Source organism: Acinetobacter sp. ANC 7912, assembly GCF_039862785.1.
GTDB lineage: Bacteria > Pseudomonadota > Gammaproteobacteria > Pseudomonadales > Moraxellaceae > Acinetobacter > Acinetobacter thermotolerans.
Window position 1 is genome coordinate 1773318 of record NZ_CP156795.1, and the last position, 18387, is coordinate 1791704.

The window sequence follows — 18387 nt, forward strand, 5'->3', positions numbered from 1 at the left end:
ACCTTATTTTTCTATTTACAGTGGTGAAGTATTTTTCTTTACAGTATTTACAGCAGTTTTTGCTTTATTGGTGACATAAGTTGACCAGCAGTAACCCACCAAAGACGCGATGCCAATCACAAATAAAATCAGGGAAGCATTGATCCAGATCAGATCCTGCTCTTTGGTCAGCACACCAAACAACAATCCAAAAATCGCAGGTGCCAATGAGGCATTCGGCCCTTCAGAAACTGTTGGTGTAAGTAGAACAGCAAAACCCAGAATCCACAAAAAGCCACCGGCTGGTTTTGGCAGGCGTTTGGTCACGCCATACCAGCACCACAGTGCAATTGCACTACCGATGAGATAAACCAGGACAGCAATAGTTTCTTCAGGAATTGAATCTAATACAGTCACATAACCATTCATTGTACAACTCCTGAACTGAGTTTAAGCGCCACGTAGACCTTCTGGTGCCGGTGCATTCGGATTAATTAGACCTTCCGGTGGCATTTGCAGGAAGAAGCCACGTGTTTCAATCGAATCCATGACATGCAAAACGTTAGCACGCGCCAGTTTACGTTCTTCATGCAATTCCAGATGCATGACAAAAGTCGCACGACCGAATGCGACACGCACTGGATCTGGCAGTACTTCTAATGGATCATTATTCTCAGCTTCATTTTCTTCCACTGGACGAGCCACATAAAGGTACATTTCATCCTTTTTGCTGGATTTGTAGATAGACACTTGCATGGTTCTGATTCAGACAACTATTTAAAAAATCAGTGGCAAGGATACATCAAAATACGCCTCACGACATTAGCCATAATTAACGCATCAGTCGTGATTTTGTATAGTTGATCTTTCTTTAATCAAACTCAAATTATTTGAACACGAAATTAAAAATCCCGGAATTAATCCAAGACTTTCATTTGTGTAGAAAGATAAGTTTCATCTTTACGCAGCAGCTTTACCAATGGCTTGGTCAGCAGCTCATAGCGCCAGCCGAGTAGATAATCTGGTAGATCCTGTTCATCATTATGAAACACCACGTGCTGGTACAGGGCATTCATCCATTTCTTGCGCATCAGCACTTCTTTGGGAATGGTGGTTTCATCTACAACACTTTGGATAATTGCATCTATTTTCGGCCCTACTTCGTTGGAAGAATGGCGGATTGGACGTGCCAAACGTAGTGGCCATTCAGACTGATCTGGCAGGAATTTCAATAGATCCAGAATCATCTTGCCGTGATCACGCACAATATTGGAACGAATATCCTTGATTGTGCTGAGCTGGAACATGTTTTTAGGATTCTTTTCTACCAGATTGATCATGGTAGAGTTTTTCAAAATAAAGCTGCGCGGAATATTCAGTGCTTTGGCCAGCTCTTCACGCCAGATGGTTAATTGCTTAATTTGCATCAATTGACGACGTGAATGACGGTAATTCCCCACATCCTGATACAGCAACTCCATGGGTGTTTCCTGCCCGATTTCTTGAGTCATGAAACGGCAGTCTTCTAAGGCATAGTCCAGCAGATGTTTCTGCTTTAATTGAGTTTTAATCTGATCACCCAGATTGACCAGATAATGCACGTCATTGGCTGCGTAGAGTAATTGCTCATTACTGAGTGGACGCGCCAGCCAGTCTGATCGGGTCTGATCTTTTTCAATTTCCACATCCAGCATCTGCTTCAAGGCATTCTGGTAGCTGACCTGCAAACCATGACCCAAAAATGCCATTCCCACCTGGGTATCGAACACATTGCTCAGAGATTTTTGCTGGGTATAGTGATAGATCAGATCAATATCTTCGCCACAGGCATGGAAGATATTCTGCTGTGCAGCAAAAATGCGTTTAAAAAATTCGGTTAGATCCAGTACTGCGCCATCTAATAGATAAACTTTACCAGCAACATTAATCTGAAACACGCCAAGTTTAGGCCATAAGGTATCGACCTTGATGAACTCGGTATCCAAAGCATAAACTGGGCTTTGGTCCATTTCTACAAGCACTTGATCGAGTCCAGCTTGGTCTTGAATAAATTGAAACATAAATGACAAAATCAGCGTGTGTGGATGTTCAAATATCGTTATCTTAACTGATATTTTTATTTTTTATGACAAATAATTAAACATTTAGCTATAAAATTAAGCAATAACAATATTGGAAAAATATATTGAATATTCTTTTGTTTTTCTAAAATATTCTTTCTTTAGTAAAACGCCCGAGGAGAAACAGGTTTATTTCATCCGCATGCGGTTATGTACAGCCTGACTCAAGGTATGGCTGTCCACATATTCCAGTTCACCACCCTGAGGTACACCTTGGGCAATTCGGGTGATCTGAATCGGTAAATGCTTGCTGGCTTCAACCAGATAATGTGCGGTTGCCTGTCCTTCGACCGTCGCATTGGTCGCCAGAATCACTTCACGAATTTGACCTTTGTTTAAACGCTCTAGCAGATACGGAATGCCGATTTCTTCCGGGCCAATGCCATCTAGTGGGGACAGATGCCCACCCAAGACATGATACTTGCCACGGAAGCTGCCACTCTGCTCAATCGCCATCACATCTGCAGGCGATTCCACTACACACAGCAGCTCATCATCACGATCCGTCGAAGTACAGATATTACAAACTTCGTCTTCAGTCAATGAATGACAGATGGAACATTCATGAATATAGTTGGTCGCTTCGGTCAGTGCATGTGCCAGACCAATCGCACCTTCACGGTTTTTCATGATCAGATGCAATGCCATACGCTGAGCCGATTTCGGCCCAACGCTTGGCAAGATGCGTAATGCTTGAACGAGTTGATCAAAACGATCACTAAACATTGCGCAGTTTTCCTTAGAACAAGCCAGCCAGACCTGGTGGTAAACCCATGCCCTGGTTTGCAGACTTCATACGTTCTTCAGATACCGCTTCTGCCTGACGAGATGCATCATTCATCGCTGCTGCAATCAGGTCTTCGATCATGTCCGGATCATCTTGCAGCAGTTCAGGATCGATCTGAATACGTTTTACTACATGACGTGCAGTCATGGTCACTTTTACCAGACCGCCACCTGCCTCTGCATGAACTTCAACTTGTGCAAGCTCTTCTTTGGCTTTTTTCAGGTTGTTTTCCACTTCCTTTTGCATGCGCTGAGCTTGCTGCATCAACATATTAATGTTCATAAAAATCTCCGAACATAAATTCTTTTTTATGACTTGAGTTCAGCGAGTGACAGCGAACCCAAGCATGATTATTTAAAACTGAATAGATTTAAATTAAATCCAGACCGCGTGAAATATCGCGAATGATATCATCAATATCTTCTAAACCAACAGAAACGCGGATTAAACCTTCGCTAATACCTGCAGCTTCTTTGGCTTCAGCCGACATTCTGCCGTGTGAAGTAGTCGCTGGATGGGTAATGGTTGATTTCACATCACCCAGGTTACTGGTGATTGACAGGAACTTGGTATTGTCGATCACAGTCCAGGCACCTTCACGACCACCTTTGGCTACAAAGGATACAACACCGCCAAAACCGGATTGTTGTTTTTTCGCCAGTTCATGTCCAAGATGGTTTGGTAAACCAGCGTAGTACACTTTTTCAACTTTAGGATGTGCATCCAGCCATTCTGCAAGTTTTTGTGCGCTGGCACAATGTGCTTTCATACGCAGGCTTAAGGTCTCCAGACCTTTCAGGAATACCCAGGCATTGAACGGACTCATAGAGTTACCCAGAGTACGGATAACGCCGTTGATTTCTTCAAGCAGCTTGTGATTACCAACTACCGCACCACCGAGCGCACGGCCTTGGCCATCAATGTATTTAGTTGATGAATAAACAATTAAGTCCGCACCAAACTTGATTGGTTGCTGCAATACCGGCGTACAGAAAGTATTGTCTACAGCAAACAGAGCACCATTTGCATGAGCAATATCCGCGATCGCCTGCATATCACCCACCTGAGCCAATGGGTTAGACGGAGTTTCGATAAACAATAAACGGGTATTTGGACGAACGGCCTGTTTCCAGCCTTCTAGATCTTCCAAATCGACAAAAGTTACGTCTACACCGAATTTCGCCACATATTTTTCAAACAGAGAAATAATCGAGCCAAATACCGCACGCGAACAAATCACATGATCACCCGCTTTCAGATAAGCTAATGTCACAGCATGCACAGCCGCCATACCTGAACTGGTTGCTACCGCACGTTCAGCCCCATCCAGCACTGCCAGACGCTTTTCAAAGGTATGTACAGTCGGATTAGTATAACGTGAATAGGTATTGCCTTCGATTTGACCAGAGAACTTCGCAGCAGCATCAGCAGCACTTTCACAGACAAAAGATGAAGTCAGGAAAATTGGTTCGCTGTGTTCACCTTCTGCAGTACGTGTATGGCCAGTACGAATGGCTAAAGTATCCAGTTGGTATTCGATCTCGTCTTGTTGGCTCATGACTCTAAATTCAGCCCGGACGGCTGCCTGTTGTAAAAAATTGCCAACATTTTGAGCGCCTATACTATTTCAGGTCAAGGCATAATACGCAATTATTGCTTAGACTTCGATCATTCCTAACCGGACACGGACAAATTATCTTTATGATTCAGTTAAAACAAAATCTGCAACGCCAACGAAAAAAACTTAAGCATTTGGGGGCACGGTTTTTTAACAGTTCTGCCTTGGTGCTGTCGCAGAAAACCCCGTTTGTATACATCAAGGAAACTGAACTCTATAGAGTCCGGCATTATCCGGCACCAGAACGTCAGTTTAAGGAACCGCTGGTCTTTGTTGCACCACTGGCCATCAATATGGATATCTATGACCTATATCCATACCGATCACTGGTAAAGCATTTTCAACACAGTGGCTTTGAAGTGTATCTTGTGGAATGGAACCGTTTCAGCTTCAAGCACCGTGAACTAAATTTCCTGTCTTTTATTGATCAAGCCATTCCAGAAGCAATAGAACGCATCTGCGAACATTCTGAAAGTGACTATATTTCTCTACATGGCTGGAGTATGGCCGGGATCTTCGTTACTTTATATACCGCACTACATTCACCAGAGCATGTCAAAAACCTGATGGTGATGGGTAGTCCAATTGACAGTTATACTTCTGGTCGTGTGGGCAAGCTGTTTGAAGCCACCAACAAGCTGATTTCACAGAATCCAGCCATTCGTGACACCGTACATAAAGGCCTAATTCCAAAACACTATATTCATACGCCAGGCATTCTGAATGCAATTGGCTTCAAACTGCTGGATCCAGTCGGCTGGTTTAAAAGCCAGAAACAGTTTTTGCTGAATCTGGAAAAACCGGAACATGTTTATGAACATGCCACCATGGGCAATTTCCTGAACAAGATGATCGATTATCCGGGTGGAATCAATCAGGACATGGTACTCAACCTGTGGCTACAAAATCCATTAAAACATGGCTCAATTACCTTAGAGGATAAGAAGATTGAGCTAAAAAATATCAGCTGCTCATTAATGGTCGGTGCCGGTGATCGTGACCAGATCGTAACCCGAAAAGCGGCTGAACCACTTACTAAATTGACTAGTAGCAAGGATGTTACATTTACCCTGATCCCAGGTGGACACCTTGGTCTAATGTCAAATCAAAAGACAGCCAATACATTTTGGCCTAAACTAAGCATCTGGCTTGAGCAGCGTTCTACCCGACTGGAGCAATCCAAATAGCAATAATGGGATAAACAACTCAAGACCATTCATTCCAAAGATAATTTTTGAGGGTTACCATGATTCAATCAGTTGCATTTATCGGCTTGGGCGCGATGGGCTATCGTATGGCGGCACATTTACCGAAGCATTTCGATACGGTCTATGTATGGAACCGTACCGCAGCCAAGGCAGAGCAACATGCAGCTGAATATGGAAGTCAAGCGGTCAGTCTAGAACAAGCTGTACAAGCTGATGTCATTTTCTCCTGTTTACCGACCAGTGCCGATGTTGAAAATCTATTACAAGGCCTGGAATTAAAATCCGGCAGTATCTGGGTCGACTGCACCAGTGGTGTACCGGATGCCGCTCGTCGCCTAGAAGAAGCTTTGGCCGATCAGGGCGTGATTTTCCTGGATGCACCTGTCAGCGGTCAGACGATCGGTGCTGAAAATGGCACATTAACTGTTATGATTGGAGGCAGTGCAGTTGGTTTTGAACGTGCGCTTCCTGCAATCCAGGCATTCGGCAAGCTGATCAAGCATGTCGGTGAATCTGGCGCGGGATTTGCAGTAAAAGCCGTAAACAATATGTTAATGGCGGTAAACCTGTGTGCCGTGGCAGAAGGCTTTACGACACTGAAAGCGCATGGGGTTAGCCTGAATGAGGCACTGGAATGTATCAATGCTTCAAGCGGTAAAAGTAACTTAACCGAGACAGTGATGCCACAGCGTATTTTAAACCGCAGCTTCCCATTAACATTTGCTTTACCTTTACTTGCCAAGGATACCGGTATTGCTGTGGATCTGGTTCGAGATGCCAAATTAGCAGCACCGTTGCTAGCATTGACGCAGAATCTGATTCAGGCAGCCAGCCTACAGGCTGAGGAAAATAGCGACTTTTCTGCTGCAGTAAAAATGTATGAATCGTGGAGTAAAATTACCATTGAGTAATAATTCGCCATTGAACCGAGAGAAGAAAACCCAATATGGTGTCAATAGACACATGGTGAACATCCAGAGGAAACCCTCATGAAAAAATTGACTGTTGCGACAGTAATGAGTTTTGCAGCTTTGCTAGGAGCTTCAACTTCTGTTTTAGCTTCTGAACAAGAATGCAAGAAACTGAAAAATGATCATGATGTCATTTATGCATCTAAAGGCTTCTGCTTCAAAGATCCTGAAGCGAAAGCGAAGTTTGGTAATGACAATTGCTATACAACCAAGCCAAAATTTTCAGAAAAAGAGCAGCAACGTCTTGACGCGATCAAAGAACGTCAGAAAGAATTAAACTGTAAATAATTTAATTCAATAACGTTCAAGGAATGCTCTTATGACTTACGATGATCAAAATATTTTTGCACGAATTCTGCGTGGTGAAATACCTGCAATCAAGGTGTATGAAGACGACCAGGTTCTTGCATTTATGGACATCATGCCTCAGGCAGACGGTCATACCTTAGTCATTCCTAAAACGCCTGCAATTACTCTGCTCGACCTTGATCCTGAAGCTGCGGCTTATACCATCAAGATCGTTCAGAAAATTGCCAAAGCGATTGAAAAAGGCCTAGGTGTTGAAGGCATCGTGCTGATGCAGCTGTCTGGTGCAGCTGCAGGTCAAACGGTTCCGCACGTGCATTTCCACCTGGTACCAACATCTCTGCACAACCTGGGCAAGCATGCTTCGCAAATGGGTGATCAGGAGAAGATCAAGCAACTGGCTGAAAAAATCAAAGCTGCGCTTTAAGGTTCAGACCAGTTATCAAAATGGAGCTTCGGCTCCATTTTTTTGTTTTTTGCATTTTAGTCGATCCAATGTCTCAAGCTTTTTAGTTGCAAAGTAACGTCAAATAAAGCGACTCTCTTTTTTGAACTAAATGAAAGCAATTACGCCCCATTTTAGTGCCTATCTTTAATCTAACTTAAAGAACAGATGCAAGTATGCTCTGTTTCATTTTTGAATGATTAAACCAATCCAGCTTAAATATTAATCACACCTAACAAATAGAAAATATTACTCTTAAGATAGATATTTATTAGACTTCTTGCGTTAGTCAAAATTTAAACAGCCTAAAGCTACATTTAATAAGGTTTTAGCCAGTTCAAAAATAAAGTAAAAGATACTTTCGCAAGAGGTCTATTAATTCCAAGTATTTTACTCAATATTTAGTTTCACTAAAAATATAATAAACCAACCAAAATAATCAGGTATTAATTTGCCGCCATTTTATATTAATCCAAGCATTTTAATTGGGTTTTAAAAATTAAATATAAGCAAAAAAGTCGGATTTAAAAATCACTTCAGCTACACAAAATAATCATAAAAATTTTAAATATATTTTCCAAAAATAAAATTTAAAACTATTATTTTCAATTATTTATAAATATATATTTATTTAAACTGTAAAGTCTATTTATTTTTTGTTTTATTAAGTCAATAATAAAATCATCAAGCAATAAAACAGGCTTATATATATGAGCTTAGTTCCAGAAAATTTAAATCAAAAAGTGGTCCGTGAGATTACTCTGATTTTAATTATCAAAGTAATTTTATTACTCACCATCAAACATATCTGGTTTGATGCGCCTACGATTCCAAAAAATTTTGACTCTCAAGTTGCCGAGCATATTGCCGGCAGTCCTTCCCAAATCAAGGAGACACGTTGATGATTGCTGAAAGCGTGGTCGATCTTTCGCGGTTCCAGTTCGCTATGACCGCGATGTATCATTTTATTTTTGTTCCGCTGACCTTAGGTCTGGCCTTTATCCTTGCCATTATGGAAACCACCTATGTGATTTCCGGCAAGGAAATCTATAAAGACATGACCAAGTTCTGGGGAAAACTTTTCGGGATTAACTTTGCCCTAGGGGTTACTACAGGCTTAACCATGGAGTTCCAATTCGGGACTAACTGGGCCTACTACTCACACTATGTAGGTGACATCTTCGGTGCACCACTGGCTATTGAAGGTTTGATGGCATTCTTCCTAGAATCTACTTTCATTGGTATGTTCTTCTTTGGATGGGATCGCCTCTCTAAAGTTCAGCACCTTTGCGTAACCTGGTTAGTGGCACTTGGCTCTAACCTGTCTGCACTGTGGATTCTGGTGGCAAATGGCTGGATGCAAAACCCGGTTGGCTCTGCTTTCAACTACGAAACCATGCGTATGGAGCTGGTAGACTTCGCTGCCCTGATCTTCAACCCGGTTGCTCAGGTAAAATTCGTTCACACTGTATCTGCGGGTTATGTCACAGGCGCAATCTTTGTCCTGGCAATCTCAAGTTTCTACCTGCTGAAAAAACGTGACCTGCCTTTTGCACGCCGTTCTTTTGCGATCGCTGCAATTTTCGGCCTGGCATCTACCCTATCTGTCATCCTGTTGGGTGATGAATCTGGTTATGAAATCGGTGACGTACAAAAAACTAAATTGGCTGCGATTGAAGCTGAATGGGAAACAGAACCTGCACCAGCGGCATTCACTTTATTTGGCTTCCCAAATCAAGAAACTATGCGTACTGACTATGCAGTGAAAATTCCTTATGTGATGGGGATCATTGCAACACGTTCTGTCGATACACCAGTGATGGGTATTAAAGACCTAATGGCTGAACACGAAGGTCGTATCCGCAACGGTATGCTGGCGTATGAACAACTGGAAAAACTGCGTGCAGGCGATCAGTCTCCTGAACTGAAAGCAGCATTTGAACAAACTCAAAAAGACTTGGGTTATGGTTTGCTGCTGAAAAAATACACTCCAAATGTAGTCGATGCTTCTGACGAACAAATCAAAGCTGCTGCAAAAGACACTATTCCACACGTACCAAGTCTGTTCTGGGCATTCCGTGCCATGGTGGCTTCTGGATTCCTGATGCTGTTGCTGTTCGTGCTGGCTGCCTTTGCTGTTGCGAAACGTAACGCAGAAAACAAACCTTGGTTACTGAAATTTGCATTGTTTGCTCTGCCACTACCTTGGATCGCAGCACAAACTGGTTGGTATGTCGCTGAAGTAGGCCGTCAACCATGGACTATTGGTGAAGTACTGCCTACACACCTGTCTGCATCTAGTTTAAGCACTGGTGATGTGATGGGTTCAATCCTTGCACTGGCTGCGTTCTACACCATCCTGTTGATCATTGAAATGTACCTGATGATTAAGTTTGCCCGCCTTGGCCCAAGCTCACTGCATACAGGTAAGTACCATTTCGAAAAACCAAATTCTCAAGCAACTGCCGATGAAGACGCAGCTCTTCCAGAAGGCGCAACTGGCGAGGTTCAATCATGATTGAATATGAACTGCTCAAAATTATCTGGTGGGTATTGGTTGGCGTCCTGCTGATTGGCTTTGCCCTGACCGATGGCTTCGATATGGGTGCAATGGCAATCATGCCATTTGTAGGTAAAAAAGATGAAGAACGTCGTGCGGCAATCAATACGGTTGCCCCACACTGGGATGGGAACCAAGTCTGGTTTATCACTGCAGGTGGTGCAATGTTCGCGGCATGGCCAATGGTTTATGCAACTGCCTTTTCTGGCATGTACTGGGCACTATTACTGGTACTGTTTGCCCTGTTCCTGCGTCCTGTTGGCTTTGACTACCGCTCTAAACTGGAAAATACCAAATGGCGTAATGCCTGGGACTGGGGTCTGGCTGTAGGTGGTGCAGTGCCTGCACTGGTGTTTGGTGTAGCATTCGGCAACATGTTCCTGGGTGTACCATTCACCCTAGATGAAACTGTACGTTCAACTTACACTGGCAGCTTCTTTGCCCTGCTCAATCCATTTGCGGTTGTGTGTGGCCTGGTGAGCGTGTCAATGCTATGTGCACACGGCGGTGCATGGTTGATGTTACGTACTGATGGTGCTTTACGTGAACGTTCTGCGAAAACTGCCAAGATCATGGGTATTGTTTACCTAGTGACTTTCATTCTGATCGGTGCATGGCTGTACTTCGGTGGTATCCAAGGTTATACCCTAGTTACTCCATACGATACGAATGGTGTAGCAAACCCATTGGCGAAAGAAGTTCTGACCAATGCTAACCCTGGCTGGATGAACAACTATAGCAATTACCCAATTACTATGATTGCACCAATCGCAGGTATTCTAGGTGGTTTGATTATCGTGGCAGCAGCATCTAAAGCAAAAGCAGGTCTGACTTTCTTAGGAACTTCTCTAGCAATCGTAGGTACCATTTTGACTGCTGGTTTTGCCCTGTTCCCATTCCTGATGCCATCAAGCATTAACCCTACAGCTAGCTTGACTATGTGGGATGCGGTATCGAGTAAAAATACCTTAACGGTAATGACTGTGGTTGCTTGTATCTTTGTTCCGATCATCTTAGCTTACACCACTTGGTGTTATTACAAGATGTGGGGCGTCATCACCAACAAACACATTCAAGAGAATTCACACAGCCTGTACTAAGGCTGTGTCCTAAGGAGACGAAATTATGTGGTATTTTGCATGGATTCTCGGCATATTAATGGCATGTTTTGCCGGTGTACTGAGTGCACTGTATATTGAAAATCATCAAGATCTGGATGAGAACTAAGTTATGAGCAATGACGTGATGGAAAATACAGTTCCCGAGTCTAAACCCAACAAGTTTGCGATGCTGATCTCCTGCTTGCTGGCATTTCCACTTGCTGCTGTACTGTTAGTGCATCCTGCAGCGATGCTGGATGATTCAGGTACCTACAGCCATCGCGCATTAATGTTTATTATGATCGGGATTTCAGGAGGCTTTATTCATGGTGTTGGCTTTGTGCCACGCCATAAAGTCTGGAAATGGCTATTTAGCCCGATCCTGTCCTGGCCCTTGATGCTCTGGGGCTATTACACCTGGTTCCTGACCTAATCATTCAGATAAAAATAAGCTCTCAATTTGAGAGCTTATTTTTTATAAGGACTGAATTTTTAACGGTCTTATGCGGTCACAATAAAAACTTTCCTGCTGTTTATTTCTTTAGGCAACCGGTTTCATAGGTTGTACCCAGGTCTAGCAAAGACTGATTGAAATTTGTATCCAGTGAGCTCACAAATTTCAGTTCATCTCTAGCCTCAGCCAGATGCAGATTCTGTTCAGAGAACTGTTTTAACTGTTTTAAACCTTTTGAATAATCACACGCCTTGGCGATCATGATTGATGGATGATCACGACGATCGACTGAAACATTCAGTGCTGTCTGTTTTAACTCCAAAGCATCGTAATGTTGTTTCACCTGTGCCTTAAACTCAGCTTGCGTCAGTGGTTTTGCCCAACTAGCAACTGAAATCCCCATTATTCCTACTGCTAAAAATAAATTTTTCATCCATTTCCCCTTGAGATGCAAATACAACAATTCATTTCTTAATTTTTGATTATTTATAACACAAATAGTTCAGCAATAAAAAAGCCGGAGCTCGTCCGACTTTTTCTAAACTTACTCTGTTTTAAATCAACGATGAGTATGAATGGACATCACAATGCCCATACCGGCTAGCATGGCAATTACCGCAGTACCCCCATAGCTCATCAACGGTAATGGATCACCAGTGACTGGCAAAATCCCGCTGACCATACCTGAGTTCAGGAACACAAAGAAGAAGAAAGTTAAACCGGTAGCACCAGCATATAGACGGCCAAAGTTATGGAAGCTGTTTAGGCCAATCATCAAACAGCGAATAATAATTGCCATAAACAGGCTGAATAACAGGAACACCCCTATAAAACCAAACTCTTCTGCATAGGTCGACATGATAAAGTCAGTATGGTGTTCCGGCAGATAACCCAGATGTGACTGGGTTCCCTGTGAATAGCCCTTTCCGGTCATCCCGCCAGAACCTATTGCAATTTTGGACTGAATAATGTTCCATCCTGCACCTAAAGCATCCGATTCAGGGTCAAACAGGGTCAGGATACGTTTCTTCTGGTATTCCTGTAACAAGAACATCCACAGCAAGGGTGCAACAACCGCCAGCGCTCCCATCGCTCCCAAGATCAGACGCCATGACATTCCACTAAGGAATAGTACAAAAATCCCTGGAATAATCAGGCCAATATTCAAGTCCGGCTGTAAAGCCACCAGCACAAATGGCACACCCAAAATCACTAAAGATCCGACAATGTCCAGGAATTTTGGCGGAAATGGCTTACGTGCAAAATACCATGCCATCATCAGTGGCATGGCAAATTTCATCACCTCGCTCGGCTGCATGCTCCCCACACCGGGCAAAGTAATCCAGCGAGTTGCCCCTAGTCGCCGCTCACCAATCACAAAAACCAGCAACAACATGAAGATCCCGAAAGCATAAAAATATGGGCTTGCCGCCTGATAGACTTTTGGTGGTACTTGTGCGCAAATAAACATTAGCACAAAACCAACCCCAAAACTGATCGCCTGACGAATCACCATACTAGAATCTTCAGAAGTGGCACTATAGACCACCATCAACCCTAGGGCAGCATTCAGTAACAGGAAGCTAAGCAACCAAGGGTCCAGATGGAGTTTGGCCCATCTTGAGGAATCGTGTTTTATACTCAATCCGTCACGTGCGGACTGCCGTAAAAAACGATACTGCTGTGAAGGTATCATGGGGACTAAAGTTTCAAAATAATCAATGGCGAAATTATAAGTGAAAGCAATGGCAAATTGAGTACCACTGCCCGATTAATTAAGTATTTGTTCAATTAAATTCAAGACTGCACTGCAAGAATCAGCCGTGCCAGCTCCAGATCATCAGGATAGGTAATTTTCAGGTTATCCGACCGACCTGGTACGACCTGCACCGCTTCACCGACATGCTCGAGTGCACTGGCTTCATCGGTAATGTTAGCACCATCGAATAATGCCTGTTCAATAGCGCGTTTCAATTGGCCGAGTTTAACCATTTGCGGGGTTTGCGCCTGCCACAAGGTCGAACGGTCGACTGTCGCTTCAATATCATGTCCTTGTACTACACGTTTCAATGTGTCACGTACCGGAATGGCTAAAATTGCTGCCTGATCTGTTGCAATTGCAGTATTCACCAGATCAATCAGGGAATTTTGGCTAACACATGGGCGTGCTGCGTCATGTACCAAAACCCAGTCATTTTCAGAGGCTATCCCGGTTAGATAATTCAACGCGTTTAAGACAGAATTTACCCGCTCTGCACCACCTGCACAGAAGTGTGCTTTGTCTTTATTCGAAAATGGTAAAGTTTGAGCTACATCATCCTGACTGCCAATCGCCAATACATAACCCGTTAGCGGCAATTGATTCAGACGTGCGACCGTATGTTCAAGAACGGATCGTTCCTGAATCATCTGGTATTGTTTAAGCTCTGTTTTGGAAAATCGGCTACCTGAACCTGCAGCTGGAATAATGGCCCATAATTTATGGTGTGGTTGGAGTTTCAGCTGACTCATTGGTACGCAGGTCTACTTTGGAATTTGGATCGAGATAAATCGGTTTATATTGAGTACTGATGGTACTCATCTGAACAAAGGTTTCATGTGGCTTGATCAAGCCCAGGTCCAGACGTGCATGTTCTTCAATGGCTTCTACCCCATTTTTCAGGTCATACACTTCAGCTGCCAGAACGCGATTGCGCTCTTTCAGTTCTTCATTCAGTTCTATTTGTTGTTGTATTTTCTGTGTCAGTGCCTGATGGTCACGATAACCACCTTCACCAAACCAGTATAAATATTGAAACCCTGCGATCACAAGGATCGCAAGGCCCAACAGTACTTTACTCATCAAAGAGTCGAATACATTTAACATTGACGATAGTCGCTTAGTTCAAACCTTTGAATTCAGCTTTACCGCGATATGCAGCGTGAGTCAATTCTTCGATACGAAGTAATTGGTTATATTTCGCTACACGGTCAGAACGGCACAGTGAACCAGTTTTGATTTGACCAGCGCCAGTACCTACAGCAAGATCAGCAATAGTTGAATCTTCAGTTTCACCAGAACGGTGAGAGATTACAGTTGTATAGCCATTTGCTTTAGCCAGGTAGATCGCATCCAGAGTTTCAGTCAATGTACCGATCTGGTTGTATTTAATCAGGATAGAGTTCGCAACTTTCTCGTTGATACCGCGTTGCAGGATCTTCGGATTGGTTACGAACAGGTCGTCACCAACTAACTGGATCTTGTCGCCAAGGATTGAAGTCAGATAAGACCAGCCTTCCCAGTCAGATTCGTCCAAACCATCTTCAATTGAGATGATTGGGTATTGGTTCACCAGACCGGCAAGGTAGTCAGCGAACTGGTTGCTTGTGAATGCTTTATTGCCTTCACCAGCCAGGATGTATTGACCATCTTTGTAGAATTCTGAAGATGCACAGTCCAGCGCAAGCATGATGTCAGAACCCGCTTTGTAACCAGTTTGCTCGATTGCAGACAGAATTACAGTGATTGCTTCTTCGTTAGAACGAAGGTTAGGTGCGAAACCACCTTCATCACCCACTGCAGTGTTCAGACCTTGTTTTTTCAGCACTGATTTCAGAGAGTGGAATACTTCTGCACCCGCACGCAGTGCTTCAGCAAATGAAGTGAAACCAACAGGCTCAATCATGAATTCCTGGATGTCAACAGTGTTGTCTGCGTGAGCACCACCGTTCAGGATATTCATCATTGGCACAGGCATAGTCAGAATGCTGTTGTTACGCAGGTCTGCGATGTATTGGAAAAGAGGAACTTTCTTCTCTTCAGCAGCAGCGCGTGCAGCAGCAAGAGAAACTGCCAGAGTCGCGTTTGCACCAAGTTTTTCTTTATTTTCAGTACCGTCTAAAGCGATCATCGTATTGTCGATGTCTTTTTGTTCGAATACTGATTTACCAACCAAAGCTTCACGGATGACAGTGTTTACGTTGTTAACCGCAGTTTTAACACCTTTACCCAAGTAGCGTGACTTGTCGCCGTCACGAAGTTCTAAAGCTTCACGAGAACCAGTTGAAGCACCAGATGGTGCACATGCACGGCCAACTACGCCAGATGCTAAGATTACGTCTGCTTCGATGGTTGGGTTACCACGAGAGTCCAAAATTTCACGTGCACGGATGTCAACGATTTGGCTCATGAACAATTCCTCAGTTAATTAAAAGAGCTGCGTTTTCACGGCAGCTCAAGGGGGTACATTCTTAGTGTGTATCTAACTTTTCGAAACCTTTGACCAAGGTATCTAATTGTTTAAGCTGTGCCAGGAAAGGCTCAAGCTGTGACAGGCGCAAAGCGCAAGGACCATCACATTTGGCTTTTTCTGGATCAGGATGTGCTTCCAGGAACAAACCTGCCAGTCCTGTTGCCATACCTGCACGTGCCAAGGTCGTGATTTGCGCACGACGACCGCCAGCAGAGTCAGCACGACCGCCTGGGGTTTGCAGTGCATGTGTGACATCAAAGAACACAGGCACATTCATTTCCTTCATGATGTCGAAGCCGAGCATGTCTACAACCAGGTTGTTATAGCCAAATGCTGAACCACGTTCACAAAGAATCAGTTTGTCATTCCCTGCTTCCAGACATTTATGCAGAATGTGGCGCATTTCATGTGGAGCCAGGAACTGGGCTTTCTTGATGTTGATAATGGCATTGGTTTTTGCCATCGCATCAACCAGGTCAGTCTGACGGCTCAAGAAAGCTGGCAGCTGGATAATATCCGCTACCTCTGCAACAGGAGCTGCTTGATACGGCTCATGCACATCAGTAATGATTGGCACATTAAAGTGTTTTTTAATGTCCGCTAACCACTCCAGACCTTTTTCGAGGCCAGGCCCGCGAAAAGAGTTCAGGCTTGAACGGTTGGCTTTATCAAAGCTGGCTTTAAAGACGTATGGAATTTCCAGACGTTTACAGATATCCACATAGGTTTCTGCGATTTCAAAAGCCAGATCTTTGGACTCAAGTACGTTCATTCCGCCGAATAATACAAATGGCAAGTGGTTTGCCATTTGTATATCGCCTAAACGTACAATCTCTTGTGGTTTTAATTGCGACATTTAAACTTCCTAGTTGTGTCCTAACACCAATTATTTGCTTTTCTGATGCTGTTTTTTCGCAGCGTCAATGAAACCAGCGAATAATGGATGACCATCACGTGGTGAACTTGTAAATTCCGGGTGGAATTGTACCGCAATAAACCAAGGATGTTCAGGAATTTCAACAGTTTCTACTAAACGTTGCACTGGTGAGTAACCTGAAATCTTCATGCCTTTTTCTTCTAGCACTGGAATATAGCGGTTATTCATTTCGTAACGGTGACGGTGACGCTCAACAATTTCGTTAGCACCATAAACTTCAGCTGTTTTCGTACCTGGTACCAGTTCAGATTTTTGCGCACCCAGACGCATAGTACCACCCAGGTCAGAGTCGACAGAACGCTGTTGCACTTCACCACGCTCATCTAACCATTCAGTAATCAAACCAATCAATGGTGATTTAGTTGAACGGTTAAATTCTGTAGAAGTTGCATCTTTAATACCTGCAACATTACGTGCGTATTCGATCACAGCCAGCTGCATACCTAAACAGATGCCCAGGAATGGCACACCGTTTTCACGTGCATACTTGATGGCTTTCATTTTGCCTTCAGTACCGCGCTCACCGAAACCGCCTGGTACCAGAATCGCATCAGCATCTTTCAGTACTTCTGCTTCGTTCTGGCCTTCCAGTTCTTCAGCGTTTACGTAGTCGATCTGAACTTTTACACGGTTTTTGATGCCAGCATGCAGTAATGCTTCATTCACAGATTTATAGGCATCTGGAAGTTCAACATATTTACCAACCATCGCTACACGTACAGTGTATTCAGGATTCAGTAAAGCTTCTACCACATTGTCCCAGTCAGACAGGTCTGCTTCTGGAAGATGATCATAACCGAAACGTTCACAGATTAAATCATCAACGTTCTGCTCATAGAAAGTACGTGGAATCTGGTAAATGGTACGTGCATCTTTACACACCACAACTGCACGTGCTTCAACGTTGGTGAACAGTGCAATTTTGCGTTTAGTGTCTGCATCAACATCGTGTTCAGTACGGCAGATCAAAATGTCGGGTTGGATACCAATCGACAGAAGTTCTTTTACAGAGTGTTGAGTTGGTTTAGTTTTCAGCTCTGCTGCTGACTTAATATATGGGAGTAACGTCAAGTGCATAAGCATCGTACGCTTATGACCAAGTTCAACCATTAACTGACGTACAGATTCCATGAATGGGAGAGATTCAATGTCACCTACTGTACCGCCGATCTCAACGATGGCAACGTCATAACCTTCGCCAGCACGAAGTACACGTTCTTTAATATTGTCAGTAATGTGTGGAATAACCTGCACTGTACCGCCCAGGTAGTCACCACGGCGTTCTTTATTCAGAACATCCTGGTAAACACGACCTGATGTGAAGTTATTCAGTTTGGTCATTTTCGCACGACGTAAGAAACGTTCGTAGTAACCCAAGTCTAAGTCTGTTTCAGCACCGTCTTCTGTAACAAAAACTTCACCATGCTGGAATGGGCTCATTGTCCCTGGATCGACATTAATGTATGGATCCATTTTGACCATGGTGACTTTTAAACCACGGGCTTCTAAAAGTGCAGCAACAGAAGCAGCTGAAATACCTTTACCTAGTGATGAAACAACACCACCAGTAACGAAAATAAAATGGGTCATTGGGTTTCTCGTACAATCGAGCCTAAATCGGCCTGCAATGTTGCGCAATTTTACTTTACCTTGCACCAGGAAAGCAAAGT

At 43.6% G+C, this 18387-nt stretch carries 22 protein-coding genes; 9 read left to right on the plus strand and 13 right to left on the minus strand.

What is annotated here, in order from left to right:
• Positions 1-15: 15 nt before the first annotated feature.
• From ABEF84_RS08750 to ABEF84_RS08775, 6 genes are all read right to left on the minus strand, one after another.
• The gene (locus ABEF84_RS08750; protein WP_034582117.1) at positions 16-408 is read right to left on the minus strand and encodes a hypothetical protein; all 393 of its coding nucleotides are present in this window, start codon (positions 406-408) and stop codon (positions 16-18) included.
• Positions 409-429: 21 nt separating this feature from the next.
• Positions 430-735 (minus strand): YcgL domain-containing protein, encoded by a 306-nt coding sequence (locus ABEF84_RS08755; RefSeq protein WP_034582120.1) that lies wholly within the window; start codon positions 733-735, stop codon positions 430-432.
• 161 nt (positions 736-896) lie between these two features.
• Positions 897-2039 carry an HRDC domain-containing protein gene (locus ABEF84_RS08760; RefSeq protein ID WP_034582123.1) on the minus strand — a complete coding sequence of 381 codons (1143 nt, stop codon included), beginning with the start codon at positions 2037-2039 and terminating at the stop codon, positions 897-899.
• Positions 2040-2228: 189 nt separating this feature from the next.
• Positions 2229-2825 (minus strand): recombination mediator RecR, encoded by a 597-nt coding sequence (recR, locus tag ABEF84_RS08765; protein WP_034582126.1) that lies wholly within the window; start codon positions 2823-2825, stop codon positions 2229-2231.
• Between the two features lie 13 nt (positions 2826-2838).
• On the minus strand, positions 2839-3168 hold the full coding sequence (locus ABEF84_RS08770) for a YbaB/EbfC family nucleoid-associated protein (RefSeq protein ID WP_034582129.1): 330 nt from the start codon (positions 3166-3168) through the stop codon (positions 2839-2841).
• Between the two features lie 88 nt (positions 3169-3256).
• A complete protein-coding gene (locus tag ABEF84_RS08775; protein ID WP_034582130.1) occupies positions 3257-4444 on the minus strand; it encodes an O-succinylhomoserine sulfhydrylase in 1188 nt (395 codons plus the stop codon).
• Between the two features lie 143 nt (positions 4445-4587).
• Here ABEF84_RS08775 and ABEF84_RS08780 point away from each other — a divergent pair, with 143 nt between their 5' ends.
• The 9 genes from ABEF84_RS08780 (at position 4588) to ABEF84_RS08820 (ending at position 11527) form a co-directional block, all read left to right on the plus strand.
• Entirely contained in the window at positions 4588-5691 is a 1104-nt protein-coding gene (locus tag ABEF84_RS08780; protein WP_034582132.1) for an alpha/beta fold hydrolase, read from the plus strand.
• A gap of 59 nt (positions 5692-5750) precedes the next feature.
• A complete protein-coding gene (locus ABEF84_RS08785; protein WP_034582134.1) occupies positions 5751-6623 on the plus strand; it encodes an NAD(P)-dependent oxidoreductase in 873 nt (290 codons plus the stop codon).
• Between the two features lie 78 nt (positions 6624-6701).
• The gene (locus tag ABEF84_RS08790) at positions 6702-6971 is read left to right on the plus strand and encodes a YARHG domain-containing protein (RefSeq protein WP_034582137.1); all 270 of its coding nucleotides are present in this window, start codon (positions 6702-6704) and stop codon (positions 6969-6971) included.
• Between the two features lie 31 nt (positions 6972-7002).
• Entirely contained in the window at positions 7003-7416 is a 414-nt protein-coding gene (locus ABEF84_RS08795; protein WP_034582140.1) for an HIT family protein, read from the plus strand.
• A 728-nt stretch (positions 7417-8144) separates the two neighbouring features.
• Complete coding sequence (gene cydP, locus ABEF84_RS08800; RefSeq protein ID WP_005222361.1) at positions 8145-8336, plus strand: cytochrome oxidase putative small subunit CydP; 192 nt, start codon at positions 8145-8147, stop codon at positions 8334-8336.
• Positions 8336-9952, plus strand: coding sequence for a cytochrome ubiquinol oxidase subunit I (locus ABEF84_RS08805; protein WP_034582146.1), 1617 nt, complete (start codon positions 8336-8338; stop codon positions 9950-9952). Before cydP ends, ABEF84_RS08805 begins: the two co-directional genes overlap by 1 nt.
• Positions 9949-11094, plus strand: a complete 1146-nt coding sequence (gene cydB / locus ABEF84_RS08810) for a cytochrome d ubiquinol oxidase subunit II (RefSeq protein WP_347456525.1) — start codon at positions 9949-9951, stop codon at positions 11092-11094. The genes ABEF84_RS08805 and cydB overlap by 4 nt, the downstream gene beginning before the upstream one ends.
• 25 nt (positions 11095-11119) lie before the next feature.
• Positions 11120-11221, plus strand: coding sequence for a cytochrome bd-I oxidase subunit CydX (gene cydX / locus ABEF84_RS08815; RefSeq protein ID WP_034582150.1), 102 nt, complete (start codon positions 11120-11122; stop codon positions 11219-11221).
• A gap of 3 nt (positions 11222-11224) precedes the next feature.
• Positions 11225-11527, plus strand: coding sequence for a cyd operon YbgE family protein (locus ABEF84_RS08820; protein WP_347456526.1), 303 nt, complete (start codon positions 11225-11227; stop codon positions 11525-11527).
• Between the two features lie 100 nt (positions 11528-11627).
• Here the strand turns inward: ABEF84_RS08820 and ABEF84_RS08825 are convergent, their stop codons facing one another.
• The 7 genes from ABEF84_RS08825 to ABEF84_RS08855 all read right to left on the minus strand — a co-directional run bounded on the left by ABEF84_RS08825 (position 11628) and on the right by ABEF84_RS08855 (position 18307).
• Complete coding sequence (locus ABEF84_RS08825; RefSeq protein WP_171077637.1) at positions 11628-11981, minus strand: hypothetical protein; 354 nt, start codon at positions 11979-11981, stop codon at positions 11628-11630.
• Between the two features lie 126 nt (positions 11982-12107).
• Positions 12108-13244, minus strand: coding sequence for a rod shape-determining protein RodA (rodA, locus tag ABEF84_RS08830; protein WP_347452732.1), 1137 nt, complete (start codon positions 13242-13244; stop codon positions 12108-12110).
• Between the two features lie 101 nt (positions 13245-13345).
• Positions 13346-14059 (minus strand): 2-C-methyl-D-erythritol 4-phosphate cytidylyltransferase, encoded by a 714-nt coding sequence (gene ispD / locus ABEF84_RS08835; RefSeq protein ID WP_034582159.1) that lies wholly within the window; start codon positions 14057-14059, stop codon positions 13346-13348.
• Positions 14028-14414 carry a septum formation initiator family protein gene (locus tag ABEF84_RS08840; RefSeq protein ID WP_034582162.1) on the minus strand — a complete coding sequence of 129 codons (387 nt, stop codon included), beginning with the start codon at positions 14412-14414 and terminating at the stop codon, positions 14028-14030. The genes ispD and ABEF84_RS08840 overlap by 32 nt, the downstream gene beginning before the upstream one ends.
• A 13-nt stretch (positions 14415-14427) precedes the next feature.
• Positions 14428-15717: a phosphopyruvate hydratase gene (eno, locus tag ABEF84_RS08845; protein ID WP_034582164.1), complete on the minus strand. Its 1290-nt coding sequence runs from the start codon at positions 15715-15717 to the stop codon at positions 14428-14430.
• A gap of 61 nt (positions 15718-15778) precedes the next feature.
• Positions 15779-16636 carry a 3-deoxy-8-phosphooctulonate synthase gene (kdsA, locus tag ABEF84_RS08850; protein ID WP_034582167.1) on the minus strand — a complete coding sequence of 286 codons (858 nt, stop codon included), beginning with the start codon at positions 16634-16636 and terminating at the stop codon, positions 15779-15781.
• Between the two features lie 30 nt (positions 16637-16666).
• On the minus strand, positions 16667-18307 hold the full coding sequence (locus ABEF84_RS08855) for a CTP synthase (RefSeq protein ID WP_034582169.1): 1641 nt from the start codon (positions 18305-18307) through the stop codon (positions 16667-16669).
• Between the last annotated feature and the right edge of the window lie 80 nt (positions 18308-18387).

Coding starts and splice junctions, on each gene's coding strand:
- ABEF84_RS08750 (WP_034582117.1), bottom strand. CDS start 408: ATGAATGGTTATGTGACTGTATTAGATTCAATTCCTGAAGAAACTATT.
- ABEF84_RS08755 (WP_034582120.1), bottom strand. CDS start 735: ATGCAAGTGTCTATCTACAAATCCAGCAAAAAGGATGAAATGTACCTT.
- ABEF84_RS08760 (WP_034582123.1), bottom strand. CDS start 2,039: ATGTTTCAATTTATTCAAGACCAAGCTGGACTCGATCAAGTGCTTGTA.
- recR (WP_034582126.1), bottom strand. CDS start 2,825: ATGTTTAGTGATCGTTTTGATCAACTCGTTCAAGCATTACGCATCTTG.
- ABEF84_RS08770 (WP_034582129.1), bottom strand. CDS start 3,168: ATGAACATTAATATGTTGATGCAGCAAGCTCAGCGCATGCAAAAGGAA.
- ABEF84_RS08775 (WP_034582130.1), bottom strand. CDS start 4,444: ATGAGCCAACAAGACGAGATCGAATACCAACTGGATACTTTAGCCATT.
- ABEF84_RS08780 (WP_034582132.1), top strand. CDS start 4,588: ATGATTCAGTTAAAACAAAATCTGCAACGCCAACGAAAAAAACTTAAG.
- ABEF84_RS08785 (WP_034582134.1), top strand. CDS start 5,751: ATGATTCAATCAGTTGCATTTATCGGCTTGGGCGCGATGGGCTATCGT.
- ABEF84_RS08790 (WP_034582137.1), top strand. CDS start 6,702: ATGAAAAAATTGACTGTTGCGACAGTAATGAGTTTTGCAGCTTTGCTA.
- ABEF84_RS08795 (WP_034582140.1), top strand. CDS start 7,003: ATGACTTACGATGATCAAAATATTTTTGCACGAATTCTGCGTGGTGAA.
- cydP (WP_005222361.1), top strand. CDS start 8,145: ATGAGCTTAGTTCCAGAAAATTTAAATCAAAAAGTGGTCCGTGAGATT.
- ABEF84_RS08805 (WP_034582146.1), top strand. CDS start 8,336: ATGATTGCTGAAAGCGTGGTCGATCTTTCGCGGTTCCAGTTCGCTATG.
- cydB (WP_347456525.1), top strand. CDS start 9,949: ATGATTGAATATGAACTGCTCAAAATTATCTGGTGGGTATTGGTTGGC.
- cydX (WP_034582150.1), top strand. CDS start 11,120: ATGTGGTATTTTGCATGGATTCTCGGCATATTAATGGCATGTTTTGCC.
- ABEF84_RS08820 (WP_347456526.1), top strand. CDS start 11,225: ATGAGCAATGACGTGATGGAAAATACAGTTCCCGAGTCTAAACCCAAC.
- ABEF84_RS08825 (WP_171077637.1), bottom strand. CDS start 11,981: ATGAAAAATTTATTTTTAGCAGTAGGAATAATGGGGATTTCAGTTGCT.
- rodA (WP_347452732.1), bottom strand. CDS start 13,244: ATGATACCTTCACAGCAGTATCGTTTTTTACGGCAGTCCGCACGTGAC.
- ispD (WP_034582159.1), bottom strand. CDS start 14,059: ATGAGTCAGCTGAAACTCCAACCACACCATAAATTATGGGCCATTATT.
- ABEF84_RS08840 (WP_034582162.1), bottom strand. CDS start 14,414: ATGTTAAATGTATTCGACTCTTTGATGAGTAAAGTACTGTTGGGCCTT.
- eno (WP_034582164.1), bottom strand. CDS start 15,717: ATGAGCCAAATCGTTGACATCCGTGCACGTGAAATTTTGGACTCTCGT.
- kdsA (WP_034582167.1), bottom strand. CDS start 16,636: ATGTCGCAATTAAAACCACAAGAGATTGTACGTTTAGGCGATATACAA.
- ABEF84_RS08855 (WP_034582169.1), bottom strand. CDS start 18,307: ATGACCCATTTTATTTTCGTTACTGGTGGTGTTGTTTCATCACTAGGT.